Source organism: Tropicimonas sp. IMCC34043, from assembly GCF_003390845.1.
Taxonomy (GTDB): domain Bacteria; phylum Pseudomonadota; class Alphaproteobacteria; order Rhodobacterales; family Rhodobacteraceae; genus Tropicimonas.
Genome location: NZ_QMEK01000004.1, coordinates 294,774 through 312,998 on the forward strand (window position 1 = coordinate 294,774; position 18,225 = coordinate 312,998).

Below are 18,225 nucleotides of genomic sequence, written 5' to 3' on the forward strand. Positions count from 1 at the left end.
TAGAAGAGGAGACGCGCCATGGCCGCCATCCCCCCGGTCTGCGACTTTGGCTGGAAGGCCCCGGATTTCACCCTGCCCGGAACCGACGGGCAGGACCATTCGCTGAGCGGCATTGCCGGTCCCCGCGGCACGCTTGTCATGTTCATCTGCAACCACTGCCCCTATGTGCTGGCGGTGATCGACCGCATCCTGCGCGATGCGCGCGATCTCGAAGCGCTGGGGATCGGGGTTGCCGCGATCTGTTCGAACGACGCGACGACCCATCCCGACGACAGTTTCGAGAACATGAAGCTTCGGGCCGCCGACTGGGGCATGACCTTCCCCTATCTGCGCGACGAGGATCAGTCGGTCGCCCGTGCCTATGACGCCGTCTGCACACCGGATTTCTTCGGCTTCAATGCCGATCTCGCCCTGCAATACCGCGGACGGCTCGATGCCTCGCGCAAGCAGACCGGCCCCGAGGACCTTCGCCGCGACCTTTTCGAGGCGATGAAACTCGTCGCCGAAACCGGCCGCGGCCCGGAGGAGCAAATCCCCTCCATGGGCTGTTCGATCAAATGGAAAGCGGCATGAACATAATCTTCGACCTCGACGGAACGCTGATCGACAGCGCCCCCGATATCCAGGCTGTGGCGGGCGCGATCCTGACCGGGCTCGGCAAGCCGCCGCTGACGCTTGCCGAAACCCGCGACTTCATCGGCGAGGGCGCCAAGGTGCTGGTCAGCCGCATGATGGCGGCCCGCGGCATTGTCGAGACGCCCGAAATGCACGCCGAGATCTATGGCAATTTCGTCGCCGAATACGAAAATGCTGTCGATCTGGCGGTGTTCTATCCCGGCGTGCTCGACTCGCTGGCGCTGCTGAAGGATCAGGGCCACCAGCTTGGCCTTTGCACCAACAAGCCCGAAAAGCCGGCGCGCGCCGTGCTGCGCCACATGGGGCTCGATACCACGTTCGACGCCTTCATCGCCGGCGGCATGGTCCCGGCGGTCAAACCCGACCCGGCGCCGCTGCACGCGGTGATCCGCGAACTCGGCGGCGGCCCGACGCTTTATGTCGGCGACAGCGGCACCGATGCCCGCACCGCCCGCAACGCCGGCATCCCGTTTGCGCTTTATACCGAAGGCTATCGCAAGACCCCGGTCGACCAGATCCCGCACGACTGGGCCTTTGACGACTTCGCCAGCCTTCCCGGCATCGTTTTGGCGGCGGGTGCCGGCCGCGCGGCCGCTCAATGAGGGCTTTCGTCTTCGACGTGGACGGAACGCTGGCCGAGACCGAGGATGCCCATCGGCGCGCCTTCAACGCCGTATTCCGCGACTTCGGGCTCGACTGGCACTGGGACCTGGAACTGAACCGCGAGTTGCTGGCCGTTTCGGGCGCGATCGAGCGCATGTCGGCCTTCCAGCAGCGCCTGCCCGATGCGGCCCGGGTCGATCAATCGACGCTCGAGGCGATGCAGCGCGCAAAGCGCGATGTCTATCGGGAGATGATCGCCGACGGCTCTCTGGCCCCGCGGCCCGGCGTGCTGCAGCTTTTGGGCGAAGCGCGGGCCGAAGGTATCGCGCTTGCCATAGCAACCGCGTCCGGTCGCGAAAGCCTTGCGGCGCTGTTTGCCGGCACGTTCCGGCAGCCGGTCGAGACATTGTTCGACGTCGTGGTCACGGCCGAGGACGTGCGCACCAAGAAGCCCGACCCCGAGGTCTATCTTGTCGCGCTCGACCGCCTCGGTCTGTCCGCACCCGAGGCGCTGGTTTTCGAGGATTCGCCCGTGGGCTATCGCGCGGCGCGGGCAGCAGGCCTTTCGGTGGTGGTCACTCCCTCGGAATTCGGCCCCCATGACGCGGATTTCAGCGAGGCGACGGTCGTCCCCTCGCTTGCGCCCGAAAACTGGCCGCGCTTCGGCTTTCACCCCCGGACCGCTGCGCCAGAGGCACTGCGGTCCGAATCTCTCGATCAGAAATAGATCGCCTGGAACTCGGCCAGTTCGGTGCCGGCATCGTCGAGCAACCACATCGACTCGCCCGCGATCTTCCAGCCGGTTGCCTGGCCCAGCACCTGCTGTAGCGCCTGTTCCATCTCGTCGAGCGGCGGCTGGCAGGCCATCAGCGTCGTCGGGCCGGGCAGGAAGGCGATCGAGTCGTCCTCCAGCGTCACTGCGCCGCTCATCATGTTGCAGCCGACTGTCGCGCTATATCTGGGGCCGTCCTCGCTCAGCGTGACGTGGGGCTCGCGCATGTCGTCGATCACCGGCACAGGCTCGCCCATCATGGTGACCATCTTCCAGTAGGTTTCCAGCAATGCGGCATCTGGCACCGCCGGCTGCGGCTCGTCCTGATCGACCATCTTCAACACCATGTCTGCGGTCTCGCCTGCGCCACGGGTCAGCACCGGATAGTTGGTGTCCGTCGTCATCAACAGCCGGTCGCCCTGACGGATCGTGGCGCGCAGCGAAAAGCTGTGCGTCGGGTCGATCGTTGCCGGGTCATAGTCGAACTTGAAGTCATAGGGCGGGGCGCCGGGGTCTTCCATGGTCAGCGTGGCGATTCGTTCCGCGGGCGCATCGGCAAGCGAGGTATCTTCCAGCACGACCTCGAGCGTGCTGTCCGGCGGCAACAGCATCCGCTGCAGATAGGTGACCGTTCCGGTCAGCGTATCGGCGGCGGCCAGGGTTGGCATCAGGCAAAGCGCCAGGGCGGAAAGCAGGAAACGGTGCATGAATGTCCTCCGGTCGGTCCCGCCGCCCGTTCGCGGGACGGCATCGTCGCCGACAGAGTAGCGGCCCGTCCGCGAGGGTGCGATGGGAAAAGCGCGGCCCTTGCCCGTCTGGGGCGGCTCAGACCGGCTCGATCTGCAACAATTGCGTGAGCCCGGAATTGTCCTTGACCAGATCCGCCAGGGTGACCTTGTCAAGCGCCTGATAGAAGGCCTCGAGCGCGACCGAAAGCTGGCCGCGCAACCGGCAGCTCGAGGTCAGGGGGCAGTGGTTGTCGGTTCCGGCAAAACACTCGGCAAAGGGCACGCCGCCTTCGAACACCCGAAAAACCTGACCCACGTTCAGCGATTCGGGTGCCATCTTCAGCCGGATGCCGCCATTTCGGCCGCGCGCGGTTTCGATGAACCCGGTCTGGCCGAGCATGTTGATGACCACGCCCAGATGATTTTCCGAAGAGTTGCAAGCCTCGGCGATCTCGGCCTTGCGTACTGTACGGTCGGCATTGACTGCACAGAACATCAATGCCCGCATCGCCAGGTTGGTGCGTACCGTCAAACGCATATCGGCCACATCCTTTTTCAGTACCAGATTTTCTATGCAGAATTTACCCGCGGCACTTTGATTCAGATCACAATAGACGAATCGCGCCTAGATTAAACGTATCGTGAACATATCAATGGATGAACAGGTGACCGACAAGCACCCCGACGCGGTGATGCTCCGGCTTGCGCAGGCGATTGCCCCGGTCGCGGCCGAGTTGCGCCGCGCCGCTGCCGTGTCGGCGGTTGCGGCGCTGCTGTGGCTGCCGCAGGCGGGATGTGTCGCCTGGCTGCTTGGGGCGCTGCTGGCAGGGACCGCCGGGCCATGGGACGGCGCCGTTGCCGCCGCGGGTTTTGCCGGGGTCGGGCTTGCCCGGATCCTGTTGCAATTCGACGTCGACCGCAGGCTTGCGCAGGCGGCCGACCTTGTGCTGGCGCGCGAACGCGCGGCGCTGGTCGCCCGCGCCGGCCGGCAGGCGCCGATGGCGGCAGGCCCCGGCTCGGCCGATCTGGCGGCGCTCGCGGTCGAGAAAACCGAACTGCTGCGCCCCTATATCACCCGCTATCAGCCTGCCTTCCTGCGCACCGCGGTGGTGCCGCTGGTCATTCTGGCGGTCGCTGCCTGGAAATCCTGGGTTGTGGCGGCGATCCTGCTGGTCTCGGGCCCGCTGATCCCGGTGTTCATGGCGCTTGTGGGCATGGCCGCGCAGCAGGCCAGCGAACGGCAGATGGACGAGATCGGCAGCCTGAACGACCTGCTGCTGGAGCGGCTGCAGGCGCTGGTCGACATCCGTCTGCTTGATGCATCGAGCCGTGTCGCGGCGCAGTTCAGTGACCGGGCCGAGGCGCTGCGGACCCGCACCATGGCAGTGTTGCGGGTCGCCTTCCTGTCTTCGGCGGTGCTGGAGCTGTTTGCCGCGATCGGGGTTGCCATGGTCGCGGTCTATGTCGGTTTTGCGTTGCTCGGCATTTTGCGCTTTGGCGCCTGGGGCACGCCGCTGACCCCGGCCGAGGGGGTGTTTCTGCTGCTGCTGGCGCCCGAGTTCTTTCAGCCGCTGCGCGATCTGGCCGCCGCCTGGCACGACAAGGCCGCGGCGACCGCGGTGGCCCGCGATCTAGCCCGTGCCGAGGCCGCAGACCAGATCCCGCTGGTCGGCACCGGCGGCGGCGCGGTCGCACTGGCGGGGCCAGCCTCGATCCGCCTCAGCGGGGTCGCGGCCGAGCTTGCCGCCGGCCGCAGCGTCGGGTTTCCCGATTTTGCCATCTACGCCGGTGAGTGCGTCGCCATCACAGGGCCCAGCGGGCGCGGCAAGTCCGTCTTGCTGGCGCTGATCGCCGGGCTCTGGCCGGCGGCAAGGGGGCAGATTGTCGTGGCCGGGCAGGGGCTGTCGCCCGACACGGCCGATGCCTGGCGCCACCGTATCGGCTGGATCCCGCAGGCGCCGCATTTCGCGGCGACGTCGCTGCGAGCCAACCTGCGGCAGGCCGCCCCCGGCGCCAGCGAGGCCGAGATCGTCGCGGCCCTGCGTCTGGCGCGGGCCGACGAGGTCGTGGCGCGGCTGCCGCGTGGCCTGCTGACCCGGCTTGGCGATACCGGCGCGGGGGTTTCGGGCGGCGAGGCGCGACGGTTGATGATTGCCCGCGCAGCCCTTGCCCGCGTGGACGTGATCCTTGCCGATGAACCCACCGCCAACCTTGATGCGACGACCGCGGGCGCGGTGACGGCAGGGCTGCTGCAGCTTGCCCGGGGCGGGGCGACGCTGATCGTTGCCACCCATGACGACATCCTCGCGGCCCGGATGGACCGCCGGATCGACCTTGGCCCCGCGTTGGACACTGGCCCTGTGCCGGGAGGGGCCGCATGAGACCGCTTGCCGTCATCGCAGGACTTGTTGTGCGCGGGGAACGCTGGGCGCTCGCGCGCGGCATCGCCCTTTCGGTCGCGGTTCTGGTTGCGGGCGTGGCCCTGCTGGGGCTGTCGGGCTGGTTCATCGTCGCGGCGGGGGCGGCGGGGCTGGCGGGGGCGGGCGTCGCCTTCGACGTGTTCCGGCCGAGTGCCGCGGTTCGCTTCCTGGCGCTCGGCCGCACCGCTGCGCGGTATGGCGAACGTCTGCTGACCCACGATGCCACGCTGAAGGCGCTGGCGCTGCTGCGGGTGCGGCTGTTGCAGGGCATGGCCGCCGCGCCCTTTGCGACGATGAGCCGGTTTCGCGCCGGACAGATGCTGAACCGGATCACTGCCGATGTGGACGGGCTCGACGGTATTGTACTGCGGCTGCTGATCCCCGGGCTTGCCGGTGTCGCGGTGTTCGCCGGGGCGCTCTGGCTGCTCTCGGTGCTGGTGGCGCCCTGGCTTGCTGTCTGGTCGGTGCTGTCGCTGGCGCTCGGGTCGGGCGCGGCCCTGATCTGGTCGTCGCGGCGGTCGCATCGCCCCTCGCGGATGGCCAGCGCCGCAGCGCAGGCATTTCGCACCCGGTTGATCGACCATCTGCGCGGCCGCGCGATCCTCGCCATGGACGGGGCGCTCATTCGCTCGCAAGCGGCGGTTCTTGACGCCGACGCCCGCGGCAGGGCCGAGGCGCTGGAACTTGCCCGGATCGACCGCGCTTCGGGCGCGATGCTGACCGCCGCGGCAACCGTTGCCGCCGCCGGGGCGCTGGTGATCGGGGCCGAACTGGTGCGGCGCGGCGCGATTGTGCCGGCGCTGGCAGGGCTTGGCTTTTTTGCCACGCTGGCGCTGGCCGAGACCCTCGCGCCGCTGCGCCGGGGCATGGCCGAACTCGGCGCCATGCGCGACTCGGCACGCCGGGTGATCCGCTGGCTGGCGCCGGCCGCTGCAACATCGCCGGGCGACATGGTCGTTCCGCCGGGCGAGGGGATCACATTTCAGGCGGTCGCAGCCTGCTTTCCCGGGGCGCCGGAACCGTTCTTGCGTGACGTCAGCTTTTCCGTGGCTCCGGGCGAGATTCTGGCGCTGGAGGGTCGTAGCGGGGCGGGGAAAAGCACGCTTCTGAACATCGCGGCGGGCCTGATCCCGGCCGCTGGCGGGCGGGTCCTGATCGCCGGCCTGCCGATTGACGACTGGGCGGAGGCCGCGCTGAGGTCGCATCTGGGGTATTTGCCGCAGCGCAGCGCGCTGATCGGTGGTAGCATTGCCGAGAACCTGCGCCTTGCTGTGCCGGAAGCCGATGATGCCGCGCTGTCGCAGGTGCTCGACCGGGTCGCGCTTGGCGGGGTCGTGGAAGCGATGGGTGGGCTTGGCGCAAGACTCGGCGAGGGCGGCAGGGGCCTGTCGGGTGGCGAGGCGCGGCGTCTTGCGCTGGCACGTGTCCTGCTGCGTGCGCCCGCGGTTCTGCTGCTCGATGAGCCGACAGAGGGGCTCGACCGGGACACGGCGCTGCGGGTGCTATCGGGGATCCGCGCCGCCTGCCCACGGGCTGCGATCCTGCTGGCCGCGCATCGTGGCGTCGAACGGGACTGGGTGGAGCGCAGGCTCACGGTGACGTGAAGAATAAAATGTGTATCTGCCGTACTCCTTTATTGATCTGTGTCAATGCAGGGCTATGCCGACGAATGTCAAAGCCCGAACAGCGTGGATTTTGGAACGATTCTCAAAACCGCTGATAACCTAACGGAGGCAAACCATGGAAATCGGTCTGGTGGAGTTGTCGCGCCTGCAGTTCGCGATGACGGCCATGTATCATTTCCTCTTCGTGCCGCTCACGCTCGGTCTGTCGATCATCGTGGCGATCATGGAGACGGTCTATGTGATGACCAATCGCCCGATCTGGCGGCAGATGACGAAATTCTGGGGAACGCTCTTCGGGATCAACTTCGTCCTCGGCGTCGCGACGGGCATCACCATGGAATTCCAGTTCGGCATGAACTGGTCCTATTACAGCCATTATGTCGGCGACATCTTCGGTGCGCCGCTGGCGATCGAGGGGATGATGGCCTTCTTCCTTGAGGCCACATTCGTCGGGCTGTTCTTCTTCGGCTGGGACAAGCTGTCGAAACGCGGGCACCTGACGGTCACCTGGCTGGTGGCCATCGGCTCGAACTTTTCCGCGCTGTGGATCCTGATCGCCAATGGCTGGATGCAGCATCCGGTGGGGGCGGTGTTCAACCCCGTGACCATGCGGATGGAAATGACGAGCTTCTATGAGGTCGTCTTCAACGGTGTGGCGCAGGCCAAGTTCGTCCACACCGTTTCGGCGGGCTATGTCACGGCCTCGGTCTTCGTGCTCGGCGTCTCGTCGTGGTACCTGTTGAAGGGACGGCACATCGACCTGGCCAAACGGTCGATCGCCATCGCCTGTTCCTTCGGTCTTGCCTCGGCGCTGTCGGTGATCGTGCTGGGCGACGAGTCGGGCTATGACGCGACGCTGAACCAGAAGATGAAGCTCGCCGCCATCGAGGGGATGTGGAACACCGAGCCAGCGCCGGCCTCGTTCACGCTGATCGGGTTCCCGGATAACGAGGCACGCGAGACCCACTATGCGGTCCATATCCCGGCCATGATGGGGCTGATCGGAACCCGGTCGCTGAACACGGTCATTCCGGGGGTCAACGAACTTGTCGCCAAGGCCGAGGACAGCATCCGCAGGGGCATCGTGGCCTATGACGGGCTGATGCAGATCCGCGCCGCCAAGGGCGAAGTCTCGCCAGAGGTGAAGGCGAAGTTCGAGGAAAATTCGGACGACCTCGGGTATGCGTTCCTGCTCAAGCGCTATGTCGACGATCCGCGGCAGGCGACCGAGGCGCAGATTGTCAAGGCGGCCAACGACACGGTGCCACTGGTCTGGCCGATCTTCTGGGCGTTCCGCTTCATGGTCGGGCTCGGGTTCGCCTTCCTCGCCGTGATGCTCTATTTCTTCTATCGCGCCAACTGGCGGAACATGACCTTCCCGCGGCCGGCGCTGTGGATGGCGGTACTCATCATTCCGACGCCCTGGATCGCCGCCGAACTTGGCTGGTTCGTGTCGGAATTCGGCCGCCAGCCCTGGACCGTTGACGGCGTGCTGCCGACCGCGCTGTCGGTCAGCAACCTCACCATCGCGGATCTGCTGATCACGCTGGCGGGTTTCGTCACCTTCTACTCGGTCCTTTTCGTGGTCGAGATGGCGCTGATGCTGAAGTTCATCCGCAAGGGCCCCTACATGGATGTGGCCGAGACCGCGACCTGGAAACTGAAGCATGAGCACCGCCTGAGCACCCACGACGGCAACGTCCCCGGTGCCAATGCAACGCCAGCGGAGTAAGACACATGATCTTGCATGAATTGATCGCCTTCGACGTGCTTCGCGTGATTTGGTGGCTGCTTCTGGGCGTGCTTCTGATCGGATTCGCGCTGACCGATGGCTTCGACATGGGGGTGGGGGCACTGTTGCCCTTCGTCGCCAGGACCGACCTTGAACGCCGGCAGGCGATCAACACGGTCGGTCCGGTGTGGGAGGGCAATCAGGTCTGGTTCATCCTTGGGGGCGGTGCAATCTTTGCCGCCTGGCCGCCGCTCTATGCGGTCAGTTTCTCGGGCTTCTATCTGGCAATGTTCACCATACTTGCGGCGCTGATCCTGCGGCCCGTGGGCTTCAAGTACCGGTCCAAGCGCGAAAGCCCGACCTGGCGCAGCACCTGGGACTGGGCGCTGTTCGTGGGTGGCGCGGTGCCGGCGTTGCTGTTCGGGGTGGCCGTGGGCAATGTGCTGGTCGGCGTGCCGTTCCACCTGACCCCCGACATGATGCCGATGTACGACGGCCCGTTCTATGCCAAGTTCCTGGGTTTGCTGAACCCGTTCTCGCTGCTCGCGGGCGTGGTCTCGCTCGCCATGCTGCTCCAGCACGGTGCGGCCTGGCTCGCGCTCAAGGCCGATGGCATGGTGGCGACACGGGCCCGCCGCTATGGCCCGGTCTTCGGCTATGTCGCGGCGGCGGGCTTTGCGCTTGCCGGGCTGTGGCTGGCGGTTGGCATCGACGGCTTCCGGATCGTGGGCGATGTGGTCCGGGACGGGCCATCGAACCCGCTGCTGTCCGAGGTCGCCCGCGACCAAAGCTGGCTTGTGGCCTATTCGACCCGGCCCTGGATCGCCATTGCCCCGATCCTGGGCTTTATCGGCATCCTGATGGCCGCGCGCAGCCTCGACCGTGCCAGTGACCTTGCGCCACTTCTTTGGTCCAAGCTCGGTATCTTCGGGGTGATCTCGACCGTCGGGCTGACGATGTTCCCCTTCATCCTGCCCTCGACGGTCGATCCGAACTCGTCCCTGACCGTCTGGGATGCTTCGTCTTCGCACCTGACACTCTTTGTCATGCTGGTCTGTGCGGTGATCTTCATGCCGCTGATTCTTGCCTACACGGCCTGGGTCTATCGCGTGCTCTGGGGCAAGGTCACCGAGGACGACGTCGCCGACAATTCCGAATCCGTCTACTGAGGAGACTGAAACGATGTGGTATTTTGCCTGGATGCTCGGTCTTCCGCTGGCAGCGATGCTGGCCGTTCTAAACGCCATGTGGCTCGAGATGCAACAAGACCGCCGCCTGACCGAAGACGAGGACTGACGGCGCTCGCCCCTGCCAGAGGTGGCAGGGGCCAAGAAAGGCATCGATTTTGTCCGATTGGACGATGGGCCGGGGCGGCAACACCCCGGCCTGATTTTTGCCGGGGTACGTAAAGGGCGGATCGAGGTTTGTGCTGGATCAAAGGCGCGGCGGCGCAAGGTCCCTATAACTGGCCATGGATCGGGTCGCCGCGGCAGAGGCGTTATCGAGTGTCGCATCGTATCGGTCGGCTGCCGGGCGTCCCGATCCGTTCGATCCGTCAGGTTTGACTGGCGTTCGGCATGCTTGAGCCAGGACAATGGTGGCAATTGCATCTGGCGTCCTGGCACGACGTGGCAGGCACGGGCCGTGTTCTGTCGCCAGTCACTCGGGGTTGCTGCGCTTTTCCTTGTAGGCCCCGGGCCAATGGTCATAGCGCCCAAGGCGCAGTTGCTGCTCGATGATCATATCGATGAAAGCAGCCCGCTGATCGCGCTTCTTGAGGCCCTGAAACAGACGCTTCTGCGCCTGCGTCATGGAACACCCGACGCAATGTCCGCGACGGCGAAAACTGCATTGATCAATGCACGGTGACGGGAAGACGGGAATCGGCAAACAGGTCAAGCAATCATTCCATTTTGAATGACGCCATTCTTGCCGATCCCCGGGCTTCTGTCACGCGGCTATTTCGTCAGGATCAGCTTGCCGGCCTTGGTGATCCGAAGAGTATAGATCTTGTCGTCCAGCAGGATCTGGGCAAGCCCCGAGGTGCTGGTCATTGCCCTTGCGTCGAAGGTCGGCAAGCCGGCAAGGGCAGAGTGGGTCAGGTCGATATTGTTGATCATCATGGTCATGAGCGTTTCCTGTGTCCAAGGCATGAAGTCGTCGGTGCGGTGTCTCGCGCGCCCTCATACCTTATAAAAACACTATGACTTGTCAATCCTGAATAAAACAGTCGGCTTTATGACGTGCGCAGGTCAGGATCCTTGGGGGCCACCTCCATCCACATTGTCACCGGCCCGTCGTTGACCAGCTCGACCGCCATGTCGGCGCCAAACTGGCCGTTGGCGACATGGGGGCCAAGCCCGGCCAGCGTGCGGGAAAAGTGCTGATACAGTCGCTCACCCGGCTCCGGCGCAGCGGCATCCGAAAATCCGGGGCGATTTCCGCGGCTTGTATCGCCCGCCAGGGTGAACTGGCTGACCACCAGCGCCGCGCCGCCGGTGTCGAGCAGGGAAAGGTTCATCTTGTCCGATCCGTCGCGGAAGATCCGCAGCCGGGCGATCTTTGCCGCCAGTCTGTCGGCTTCGGCCTCGGTGTCGCCCCGCATCGCGCAGACAAGAATCAGCAGGCCCGGGCCGATCGCGCCGAGGGTCTCGCCCGCGACCGTGACCGATGCCCGGCTGACCCGCTGGACCAGCGCCCTCACAACCCCAGCTCGGCCGCCGTCGGAGGATTGGCCCCGGCGCGCGCGACCGTCACTGCCGCTGCGCGGTTGCCAAGCCGCAGCGCGTCTTCGAGCGCACTCGCGTCGATCTCGGCAAGCCCCGCCTTGTCGAGGAACCCGGCCCGATGCAGCCCCGCCAGCAGCCCGGCGTTGAAGGTGTCGCCCGCGCCGACAGTATCGACGACCACGGCCGGTTCGCCCGCAACGCTGATCCGCCGGCCCGGCATGTAACCTGTGACCCCTTTCGGCCCTTCGGTGATGCAGACGAGCTTTGGCCCCTGATCGAGCAGCCCTTCGGCCAGTGTCGCCGTGTCGCCCGGGCCCGCGATCCAGTGCAGGTCCTCGTCCGAAACCTTGACGATGTCGGCCATGGCGATCATCCGCCCGACCCGGGCACGATAGGCGGCCTCGTCGCGGATGAATCCGGGGCGGATGTTGGGGTCGACCATCACCAGCCGCCTTGCCTGTTCGCGGGCCGCCAGCGCCTCATAGGCGCTGCCACAGGGTTCGACCACAAGGGAAATGCCGCCAAAGAACAGCGCGGCGACCCCGTCGAGCGCCGTCTCGTCCGGCAGGTCGGCCGCGTCAAGCATCCGTCCCGCCGTGCCCTCGTCATAGAAGGCGTACCGCGCCTGCCCGCCGACAAGCTCGACAAAGGCCAGCGTGCAGGGCCGGTCGGCGCGGGCGCAAAGCCCGGCATCGACCCCGCTTGCCGTCAGCGCCTGGCTGAGTTTCTGTCCGAAAAGGTCGGTCGAAAGCCCGGTGAAGAATTTCACCGGCGTCTCAAGCCGCCCCAGCGCAATCGCGGTATTGAAGACGGCCCCACCCGCAACGGGGGCAAAGCAGGGTTCTTCCGCGGTGGTGACGCGCGGCAGCATGTCGATCAGGGCTTCGCCTGCGCACAGGATCATCGTGGCCTCCCTCAGGTCTGTGTGTCCCATTGCTAGCCCCGGTCGCGCGCAAGGTCTACAGAGCCGGCGATCTCGTCCCCCGATCGATCCGCCCAAAGATCGAGGGCGCGGCGGCAGGACCCGCGGGTTCGGCTCAGTAGGTGCCGGGATAGGGCGTGAAGCCGCCCCCGTTCTGGGCCTGATACAGGTAGAACGCGATCCCGGCGACGATCAGCGCGGCAAGGATCGCAAGCGTGATCTTGACCGCCGAATAGGGCCGTTCGCCCTTGATCCGGCCCGTACGGGCATTGACGACGAAACGATAGCTTCGGCCGCGGTACTTGTAGGCCGCAAGCCATATCGGCAGCAGGATGTGCTTGAACGTGACATCCGACAGATCGGTCCGGGCGTTGGTGATCTGTTGCAGGTCGCCGCCGATGTCGCGCCGGATGTCGCCCGCGATCACCGCGTCCATCTTGGCCCGCGCAATCGAGAAGCCCGATTCTAGCGGCACCGAATAGCCCTCGGAGACGAAGCCCGCCAGGTATTCCGGCCGATAGGGGATCAACTCCCGCAGATCCCAGGGCGCAAGGTCGTCGGTATATTCGCGCGGCAAGGTGTCGGAGGCCAGCACCAGCACATCGTCGAAGTTGCGCGCGACCTTGCCGCGCACCGACCGCCAGCGGGTGCGGACAACCTGCACCGGCTGCGGCCGGCCGTTCATAACGCGCATGTGGGTTTCGACATAATTGTCGCCACGCCGGCCGGCATAGGCGGTGCGGGTGCGGGCGTCATAGGTCCAATAGGGAACATAGATCCCCTTCATCCGCCGCCCCTTGCGCGCGTATTGCCTCAACCCGTTCGGCGCGAACCAGAGCCGGCCCAGCCAGTCGGTCATCGCCTTGTGGGCGGTGGCCTCGTCGATGGCGAAGGGCAGCAGCGCCGAGGGCTTGAACTGTCGGCTGGCGCCGGTGTCGGTGACGACGGGCGAGGCGCAGAACGGGCATTCGGTGGCATGTTCGCCGTCGTTCAGCTCGATCTGGGCGCCGCAGCTTTCGCAATGCAGCGTGCGGACCGTGACCATGTCGCCCGCGGGCAGGTCGTTCTTGATCGCGCGGTCATAGTCGAGCTCCCGCAGGGCCTCGACCCATTCCTGCCGGCCGATGGCCGAGACCCGTTCGACACGGCCGCAGTGGTCGCAGACCAGCGTACCTTCGGCGGCTGAAAACCGCAGGTCCGAACCGCAGGTCGGGCAGGGGAACCGGTGCGCCTCGTCTCCGGCAGGTGCGGCGGTGGCTTTCGGCGGCGGGGGCGGACCGGCGTCTGCCCGTCGCCCCCGGCTGCGGGGAACGGAAGGAATGTCGCTCATGGCTGGTGGCTTCCCGGATCAGGCGCCCGGCGGCGGGGGCGGCGGCAGGATGGTGAACAACTGGGCGAGTTCCTGAACCTCGTCGGCGGTCTTCCAGCCGTCCTGGCCGGGGGTCCAGACATGGGTTTCACGGCCGAGGCTGCCATCGGCTGCCATTCGCCCCATGTCGGCCTTCGAGAACGGCCCCGAGGTTTTCCCGTCCTTGGCAATGTGCCAGACGTGTTCGACCGGCGGCGGCGGTGGCGGCGCGGGTTGCGCCGCGGCAGGGCTGGCAGCCTGCGGCTGTGGACTGGCGCCCCAAGGTCCCTGCACGTAACCGGGGTTCGCCATCTGGCTGCCCATCGCCATGCCCATGCCGGCGCCGAGGCCCGCGGCCATGCCGCCGCCCGCCGGGTTCCGCGCCGCCGAGGTCATCGCCTCGGCCGCCGAATACTGCGTGAACCGGCCCAGATCGCCTGCAAGCCCCATCGAGGTCCGCTTGTCGAGCGCCTGTTCCACCGCCGGCGGCAACGAGATGTTCTCGATGTAGAATTCCGGCATCTGCATGCCGTAATCGGCCAGCACCTCGGACACCTTGGCGGCGATCAGCTTGCCCATGTCGGCGGTGTTGGCGGCCATGTCGAGCACCGGGATGCCCGAGGCCGCCATGACGCGCGAGCTTTCCTGCACGATGACGTTGCGGATCTGGAACGAGATCTCGTCGGTGGTGAACTCGCCGTCGGTGCCGACGATCTCGGTCATGAACCGGGCGGGGTCGGTCACGCGGACCGAATAGGTGCCGAAGGCGCGGATCCGGGTCGGCCCGAATTCGGGATCGCGCAGCATCACCGGGTTCTTGGTGCCCCACTTGAGGTCGGTAAACCGGGTGGTGTTGACGAAATAGATCTCGGCCTTGAAGGGCGAGCGGAAGCCGTGATCCCAGTGCTGCAGCGTCGTCATGATCGGCATGTTGTTCGTCTCGAGCATGTAGAGCCCGGGGGTGAACACGTCCGCAAGCTGGCCTTCGTGAATGAAGACGGCCGCCTGACCCTCGCGCACGGTCAGCTTGGCGCCGTACTTGATCTCGTGGCCTTCGCGTTCAAAGCGCCAGACCAGAGTGTCCCGCGTGTCGTCGGTCCAATGGATGACATCGATGAACTGGCCGGAAAGGAAGTCGAAAATGCCCATGCCGGGACCTCGCGTGACTGTCTTTGCCGAAACTATACGCCGTGCCCTGCGGCCTTCCAACCGCCGATGCCGCCAATTCCCGGACCGCGGCGCACCGGGGTTCAGCCATCCCCGCCCATCAGCTCCGTGGCGATCTGGGTGACGACGGGGCGGGCCTCGTCTGGGGTCATGCCGGGGGTCAGCCGCGGATCATAGAGGATCTTCAGCATCAGCTCGTCCTGACGTGTCAGCAAAGCGAATTCCTCGTCGTCGTTGAAGATCGACGGCCGCGCCATCGGGCTGTCGTTGGCAAGCCCCAGCCCCTGGGCGATCTCTTCGTGCACGCAGGACAGCCGCAGCAGGTCGGGGTGTTCGCCGCGGATCACCGCGACCGCGCGGGAATAGGTCGGCTCGTGGCCGTTCGAGAAGGCGATGGCGAGGCAGAAGGTCTCGCGCGGCATGGTCTCGATCGCACGCAAGGCAACGTCGTCGATGCCGGGCACCAGCCTGCGCAGCTCGGGGCCATAGCCGCGGCGTTCGTCTTCGTTCAGCACCAGCACGTTGAAATTCGCGTTCTGCGGGCTGGTGACGCTGATCGGGTGGCCGCTGACCTTGGCCAGCCGCGCGGCATAGGCGGTGATGGTCTGGGTGTCGCGGGCGCGCTGGTCGGGCGGGACCGTGTCGCCGAAGGTCAGCCCGAGGCGCACCGGCATCTGCCAGCGCCGCAGCTGGCTTTCTGTCGCCTGCGCGACCAGCTTGCCGCCAATGGGCCGGTATTCGTCGTAAAGCGCGACCTTTATGAAGTTCTCGACCAGATTATGGGTGGCGAAGGGCGTGTCGCTGCCGCCGCCATCGGTGCGCAAAAGCCCCTGCGCCTCCAGATCCGTCTGAACCCTCGCATAGTGGCGCGCAAGCTGGTCGCTGTCGGCTGATTGCACGGTGGGGCCAGCCGGCGCCTTGGGCGCCGGACCGGCATCTGTGGGGGGCGTGGCCACGGTCTCGGGGGGGACGGGCGCCGTGGGACGCGGTGCGCCGCAGCCGCCAAGGACCGCGAGCAGCGCCGCAACCTGCCAGACCCGACTTTGCGTCCCTCGAACCCGCAATTTCAGTTGGCCGGCACCGAGCCAGAGCCGGTATTGCCACGCCCGGTCTGGCTCGACCGTGCCGCGGACAGCGTGTCGCGCAACTCGTGCTCCATCTTCACCAGTTCCTGTTCGGCGACCGCGCGCCGCGCCTTGCCCTCGTCGGCGATGGCGAGGCTTTCGTTGATCGTGGCGATCAGGTCAGCATTGGCAGCCTTCACCGCCTCGATGTCGAAGACGCCGCGCTCCATCTGCTGGCGAACCGTCTGGTTGGCCTGGCGCAGGTTCTTCGCGTTCGCCGTCAGCAACTCGTTGGTCAGGTCGTTGGCGGCCTTCACCGCGCCTGCGGCTTCGGCCGAGCGCTGGATCGTCACCGCCTGCGCCAGCTGGGTTTCCCACAGCGGCACGGTGTTGACGAGGGTCGAGTTGATCTTGGTGACCAGCGACTTGTCGTTCTCCTGCACCAGCCGGATCGAGGGCAGCGACTGCATCGTCACCTGACGGGTCAGCTTCAGGTCGTGGACCCGGCGTTCCAGATCGTCGCGGGCGGCGCGCAGATCGCGCAGCTCCTGGGCCTTCATCACCTGGTTCTGTTCCGCGGCGGCCTGAACCTCGGCCTCCTTGGCGGGGATCGCAGTCGTGTCGATCTCGCCCAGCTTTGCCTCGCCCGCGGCGATATAGAGCGCCAGTTCGTTGTAGAACTTCAAGGTCTTGTCATAGAGCAGGTCGAGCGACTTGATGTCCTTCAGAAGCTTGTGCTCGTGGCCGAGCAGGTCATCGGTGATCCGGTCGATCTGTCCCTGAACATCCTCGTATTTCGAGACAAAATTCGAGAAAGGCGCCGCCTTGCCGGTCAGCTTTTCCCACCAGCTGCGTTCGCGGCGCACGTCGAGTTCGTTGACCGAAAAGCCGCGGATCGTCGAGACGATGTTGCGCAGGCTGTCGCCGGCCGGTCCGACATCCTTGTTCTTCACATCGGCCAGCATGGCCTGGCTGATTTCCTGCAACTCGCCCTGCGCCCGCGCGCCGAAGGAGACGATGGAATTCGAATCGGCCAGGTCGACCTCGTCCATCCGGCGGCGGATCTCGATGCCAAGTTCGGGATCTGCCTGTTCGAGCGGCACGACATCGCTTGCCGGTGCCGGCTCGGGCAGGATTGCGGTGGTCACGTCCTCGACTGCCGTCAATGCCTCGGCCGCCCTTTGCTGAATTTCTTGTGACATTCCATGTACTCCCGAAAAATCCGTTTCATTCCATGCGCACGCCTTCGCGCCGCAGGCGGTCGCGCAGCACGTCGATCTCGATGTCGAGGGCGGTGCGGCCGCCGTCCATCAGCGTCTTCGTCTTGGCCGCGAAATTGGCCTCGAGATCGTCAAGCAGCGCGGTATAGCTGGCGCGCGCCACCGGGTCGCGCTGACGGCTGAAGAGATCGGCAAACTTGACCGTCGCCTCGGCCGCGCCCTGCAGATAGACGACCAGATACTTGCGCGCGGCGGCCAGATCGCGGGGATCCTCCTCGACCGTGCGGCACATCTGGCGGGCCGTGGTCTGGAAGGCTTCGACCCGGCGTTCCAGCGTGCGGTCGCCGGATCGGTGGATGGCGGCGTCCATGCGGGCCAGCTGTTCTTCGGCCTCGTCGACGACACGGGCGACGCGGTCCTGCTGGAAGCTGTCGACGCCCTCGACGTTCTTGTCGGCAAGCGGGTCGATGCCGAAGGCCCCCAGAAAGAGCGCCGAGGCGATGGCGCCATAGACCAGCGGCTGCACAAGTCCGGATTCGGCCGGGTGATAGGTCGCAAGCACAACGCCGAAGCCAGAGAGCACCGCGGCGATGATCTTGCGCGGCAGCGCCGGACGGCGGGCGACCTTGCGGGCGCGATAGGCAGCCTCGGCCTTCAACCCTTCCGAGAGGGTGAAGGTCGCAAAGACCAGCACCGCCGCCGCAACAAGGTCAAGCGCCATGCCGACCGCATCCTGCCGAAACGCGGTGAACAGCAGCGGCAGCGGCGCGAGGTAGAGCAGGTTGACCCGTGCGGCCCCGCTGGCACGGGGCGCGACCGGCGGCGCGGCGCGGTCATTGGGCCCCTTGGTCGTGTCGGTGGCCGAGGGATCGGGCGAATACTTGCCGCCAAAACGCTGTGCCATCAGTTCGCTCCGATCAAGCCGGCAGAGGTGCCAAAGACCAGAAGCCAGAGCAGGATGAAGGCGATACGCGGCACCAGCCCGCTTTGCACCGGGCCCTGTTCGAATGCCTTGCCGGCCGAGCCCGCGAGTGCTGCGCCAGCCATGGCAATGGCCATCACAAGCCCGACCAGTACGATCACCGAAAGCGCGAGAGAGAGGAGGATTCGCATGCAATAGTCCCTTTCGCACCATACCGGCGCGTTTATACGACATGCGAATGAAGCCGGCCAGCGTCAAGGCGGCACGCACAGGAAGCGGCGTTCCGGCGGTGTCTGGCCGGTCAATGGGACGGTGCCTGCCGGTCGGGCCATTGCGG

20 protein-coding genes are annotated in these 18,225 nt (G+C 66.1%); 8 read left to right on the plus strand and 12 right to left on the minus strand.

Annotated features, from left to right (window positions below; genetic code table 11):
* The first annotated feature begins 18 nt into the window (after positions 1 to 18).
* From DQG17_RS16065 to DQG17_RS16075, 3 genes are read left to right on the plus strand one after another with little or no spacing between them, the layout of a single operon-like run.
* On the plus strand, positions 19 to 573 hold the full coding sequence (locus tag DQG17_RS16065) for a thioredoxin family protein (RefSeq protein ID WP_116133868.1): 555 nt from the start codon (positions 19 to 21) through the stop codon (positions 571 to 573).
* Positions 570 to 1,238: a phosphoglycolate phosphatase gene (gene gph / locus DQG17_RS16070; RefSeq protein WP_116133938.1), complete on the plus strand. Its 669-nt coding sequence runs from the start codon at positions 570 to 572 to the stop codon at positions 1,236 to 1,238. Before DQG17_RS16065 ends, gph begins: the two co-directional genes overlap by 4 nt.
* The gene (locus tag DQG17_RS16075) at positions 1,235 to 1,966 is read left to right on the plus strand and encodes an HAD-IA family hydrolase (RefSeq protein ID WP_116133869.1); all 732 of its coding nucleotides are present in this window, start codon (positions 1,235 to 1,237) and stop codon (positions 1,964 to 1,966) included. The genes gph and DQG17_RS16075 overlap by 4 nt, the downstream gene beginning before the upstream one ends.
* Here DQG17_RS16075 and DQG17_RS16080 read toward each other — a convergent pair.
* Positions 1,957 to 2,718 (minus strand): YbaY family lipoprotein, encoded by a 762-nt coding sequence (locus DQG17_RS16080; protein WP_116133870.1) that lies wholly within the window; start codon positions 2,716 to 2,718, stop codon positions 1,957 to 1,959. The two genes, DQG17_RS16075 and DQG17_RS16080, sit on opposite strands and share 10 nt — an antisense overlap.
* 118 nt (positions 2,719 to 2,836) lie before the next feature.
* Entirely contained in the window at positions 2,837 to 3,277 is a 441-nt protein-coding gene (locus DQG17_RS16085; protein WP_116133871.1) for an Rrf2 family transcriptional regulator, read from the minus strand.
* Positions 3,278 to 3,392: 115 nt separating this feature from the next.
* On the opposite strand from DQG17_RS16085, the gene cydD reads away from it, so the two are divergent.
* The 5 genes from cydD to cydX all read left to right on the plus strand — a co-directional run bounded on the left by cydD (position 3,393) and on the right by cydX (position 9,812).
* Entirely contained in the window at positions 3,393 to 5,120 is a 1,728-nt protein-coding gene (gene cydD, locus DQG17_RS16090) for a thiol reductant ABC exporter subunit CydD (protein ID WP_232829468.1), read from the plus strand.
* A complete protein-coding gene (locus tag DQG17_RS16095; RefSeq protein WP_116133872.1) occupies positions 5,117 to 6,763 on the plus strand; it encodes an amino acid ABC transporter ATP-binding/permease protein in 1,647 nt (548 codons plus the stop codon). Before cydD ends, DQG17_RS16095 begins: the two co-directional genes overlap by 4 nt.
* A gap of 136 nt (positions 6,764 to 6,899) precedes the next feature.
* On the plus strand, positions 6,900 to 8,516 hold the full coding sequence (locus DQG17_RS16100) for a cytochrome ubiquinol oxidase subunit I (RefSeq protein ID WP_116133873.1): 1,617 nt from the start codon (positions 6,900 to 6,902) through the stop codon (positions 8,514 to 8,516).
* A 5-nt stretch (positions 8,517 to 8,521) separates the two neighbouring features.
* Complete coding sequence (cydB, locus tag DQG17_RS16105) at positions 8,522 to 9,685, plus strand: cytochrome d ubiquinol oxidase subunit II (protein WP_116133874.1); 1,164 nt, start codon at positions 8,522 to 8,524, stop codon at positions 9,683 to 9,685.
* Positions 9,686 to 9,698: 13 nt separating this feature from the next.
* Entirely contained in the window at positions 9,699 to 9,812 is a 114-nt protein-coding gene (cydX, locus tag DQG17_RS16110; protein WP_116133875.1) for a cytochrome bd-I oxidase subunit CydX, read from the plus strand.
* A 363-nt stretch (positions 9,813 to 10,175) separates the two neighbouring features.
* Here cydX and DQG17_RS16115 read toward each other — a convergent pair whose 3' ends face one another.
* From DQG17_RS16115 to DQG17_RS16160, 10 genes are all read right to left on the minus strand, one after another.
* Entirely contained in the window at positions 10,176 to 10,415 is a 240-nt protein-coding gene (locus tag DQG17_RS16115; protein ID WP_369908055.1) for a DUF1289 domain-containing protein, read from the minus strand.
* Between the two features lie 59 nt (positions 10,416 to 10,474).
* Positions 10,475 to 10,636 carry a hemin uptake protein HemP gene (gene hemP, locus DQG17_RS16120; RefSeq protein ID WP_232829476.1) on the minus strand — a complete coding sequence of 54 codons (162 nt, stop codon included), beginning with the start codon at positions 10,634 to 10,636 and terminating at the stop codon, positions 10,475 to 10,477.
* Positions 10,637 to 10,752: 116 nt separating this feature from the next.
* Complete coding sequence (gene dtd / locus DQG17_RS16125; protein WP_116133877.1) at positions 10,753 to 11,220, minus strand: D-aminoacyl-tRNA deacylase; 468 nt, start codon at positions 11,218 to 11,220, stop codon at positions 10,753 to 10,755.
* Positions 11,217 to 12,149 (minus strand): carbohydrate kinase, encoded by a 933-nt coding sequence (locus DQG17_RS16130; RefSeq protein WP_116133878.1) that lies wholly within the window; start codon positions 12,147 to 12,149, stop codon positions 11,217 to 11,219. Before DQG17_RS16130 ends, dtd begins: the two co-directional genes overlap by 4 nt.
* Before the next feature lie 133 nt (positions 12,150 to 12,282).
* A complete protein-coding gene (locus tag DQG17_RS16135; RefSeq protein WP_116133879.1) occupies positions 12,283 to 13,497 on the minus strand; it encodes a TFIIB-type zinc finger domain-containing protein in 1,215 nt (404 codons plus the stop codon).
* An 18-nt stretch (positions 13,498 to 13,515) separates the two neighbouring features.
* Positions 13,516 to 14,664 carry an SPFH domain-containing protein gene (locus DQG17_RS16140; RefSeq protein WP_116133880.1) on the minus strand — a complete coding sequence of 383 codons (1,149 nt, stop codon included), beginning with the start codon at positions 14,662 to 14,664 and terminating at the stop codon, positions 13,516 to 13,518.
* A 101-nt stretch (positions 14,665 to 14,765) separates the two neighbouring features.
* On the minus strand, positions 14,766 to 15,752 hold the full coding sequence (locus DQG17_RS16145; RefSeq protein WP_369908056.1) for a DUF2927 domain-containing protein: 987 nt from the start codon (positions 15,750 to 15,752) through the stop codon (positions 14,766 to 14,768).
* Positions 15,749 to 16,948 carry a toxic anion resistance protein gene (locus DQG17_RS16150; protein ID WP_116133881.1) on the minus strand — a complete coding sequence of 400 codons (1,200 nt, stop codon included), beginning with the start codon at positions 16,946 to 16,948 and terminating at the stop codon, positions 15,749 to 15,751. The genes DQG17_RS16145 and DQG17_RS16150 overlap by 4 nt, the downstream gene beginning before the upstream one ends.
* Before the next feature lie 25 nt (positions 16,949 to 16,973).
* Entirely contained in the window at positions 16,974 to 17,870 is an 897-nt protein-coding gene (locus DQG17_RS16155) for a 5-bromo-4-chloroindolyl phosphate hydrolysis family protein (RefSeq protein WP_116133882.1), read from the minus strand.
* Positions 17,870 to 18,079, minus strand: a complete 210-nt coding sequence (locus DQG17_RS16160; RefSeq protein ID WP_116133883.1) for a hypothetical protein — start codon at positions 18,077 to 18,079, stop codon at positions 17,870 to 17,872. Before DQG17_RS16160 ends, DQG17_RS16155 begins: the two co-directional genes overlap by 1 nt.
* Between the last annotated feature and the right edge of the window lie 146 nt (positions 18,080 to 18,225).

Excerpts from the sequence above, each read along its gene's own strand:
- DQG17_RS16065 (WP_116133868.1), top strand. The coding sequence starts at position 19 with ATGGCCGCCATCCCCCCGGTCTGCGACTTTGGCTGGAAGGCCCCGGAT.
- gph (WP_116133938.1), top strand. The coding sequence starts at position 570 with ATGAACATAATCTTCGACCTCGACGGAACGCTGATCGACAGCGCCCCC.
- DQG17_RS16075 (WP_116133869.1), top strand. The coding sequence starts at position 1,235 with ATGAGGGCTTTCGTCTTCGACGTGGACGGAACGCTGGCCGAGACCGAG.
- DQG17_RS16080 (WP_116133870.1), bottom strand. The coding sequence starts at position 2,718 with ATGCACCGTTTCCTGCTTTCCGCCCTGGCGCTTTGCCTGATGCCAACC.
- DQG17_RS16085 (WP_116133871.1), bottom strand. The coding sequence starts at position 3,277 with ATGCGTTTGACGGTACGCACCAACCTGGCGATGCGGGCATTGATGTTC.
- cydD (WP_232829468.1), top strand. The coding sequence starts at position 3,393 with ATGGATGAACAGGTGACCGACAAGCACCCCGACGCGGTGATGCTCCGG.
- DQG17_RS16095 (WP_116133872.1), top strand. The coding sequence starts at position 5,117 with ATGAGACCGCTTGCCGTCATCGCAGGACTTGTTGTGCGCGGGGAACGC.
- DQG17_RS16100 (WP_116133873.1), top strand. The coding sequence starts at position 6,900 with ATGGAAATCGGTCTGGTGGAGTTGTCGCGCCTGCAGTTCGCGATGACG.
- cydB (WP_116133874.1), top strand. The coding sequence starts at position 8,522 with ATGATCTTGCATGAATTGATCGCCTTCGACGTGCTTCGCGTGATTTGG.
- cydX (WP_116133875.1), top strand. The coding sequence starts at position 9,699 with ATGTGGTATTTTGCCTGGATGCTCGGTCTTCCGCTGGCAGCGATGCTG.
- hemP (WP_232829476.1), bottom strand. The coding sequence starts at position 10,636 with ATGATCAACAATATCGACCTGACCCACTCTGCCCTTGCCGGCTTGCCG.
- DQG17_RS16130 (WP_116133878.1), bottom strand. The coding sequence starts at position 12,149 with ATGATCCTGTGCGCAGGCGAAGCCCTGATCGACATGCTGCCGCGCGTC.
- DQG17_RS16135 (WP_116133879.1), bottom strand. The coding sequence starts at position 13,497 with ATGAGCGACATTCCTTCCGTTCCCCGCAGCCGGGGGCGACGGGCAGAC.
- DQG17_RS16140 (WP_116133880.1), bottom strand. The coding sequence starts at position 14,664 with ATGGGCATTTTCGACTTCCTTTCCGGCCAGTTCATCGATGTCATCCAT.
- DQG17_RS16150 (WP_116133881.1), bottom strand. The coding sequence starts at position 16,948 with ATGTCACAAGAAATTCAGCAAAGGGCGGCCGAGGCATTGACGGCAGTC.
- DQG17_RS16155 (WP_116133882.1), bottom strand. The coding sequence starts at position 17,870 with ATGGCACAGCGTTTTGGCGGCAAGTATTCGCCCGATCCCTCGGCCACC.
- DQG17_RS16160 (WP_116133883.1), bottom strand. The coding sequence starts at position 18,079 with ATGCGAATCCTCCTCTCTCTCGCGCTTTCGGTGATCGTACTGGTCGGG.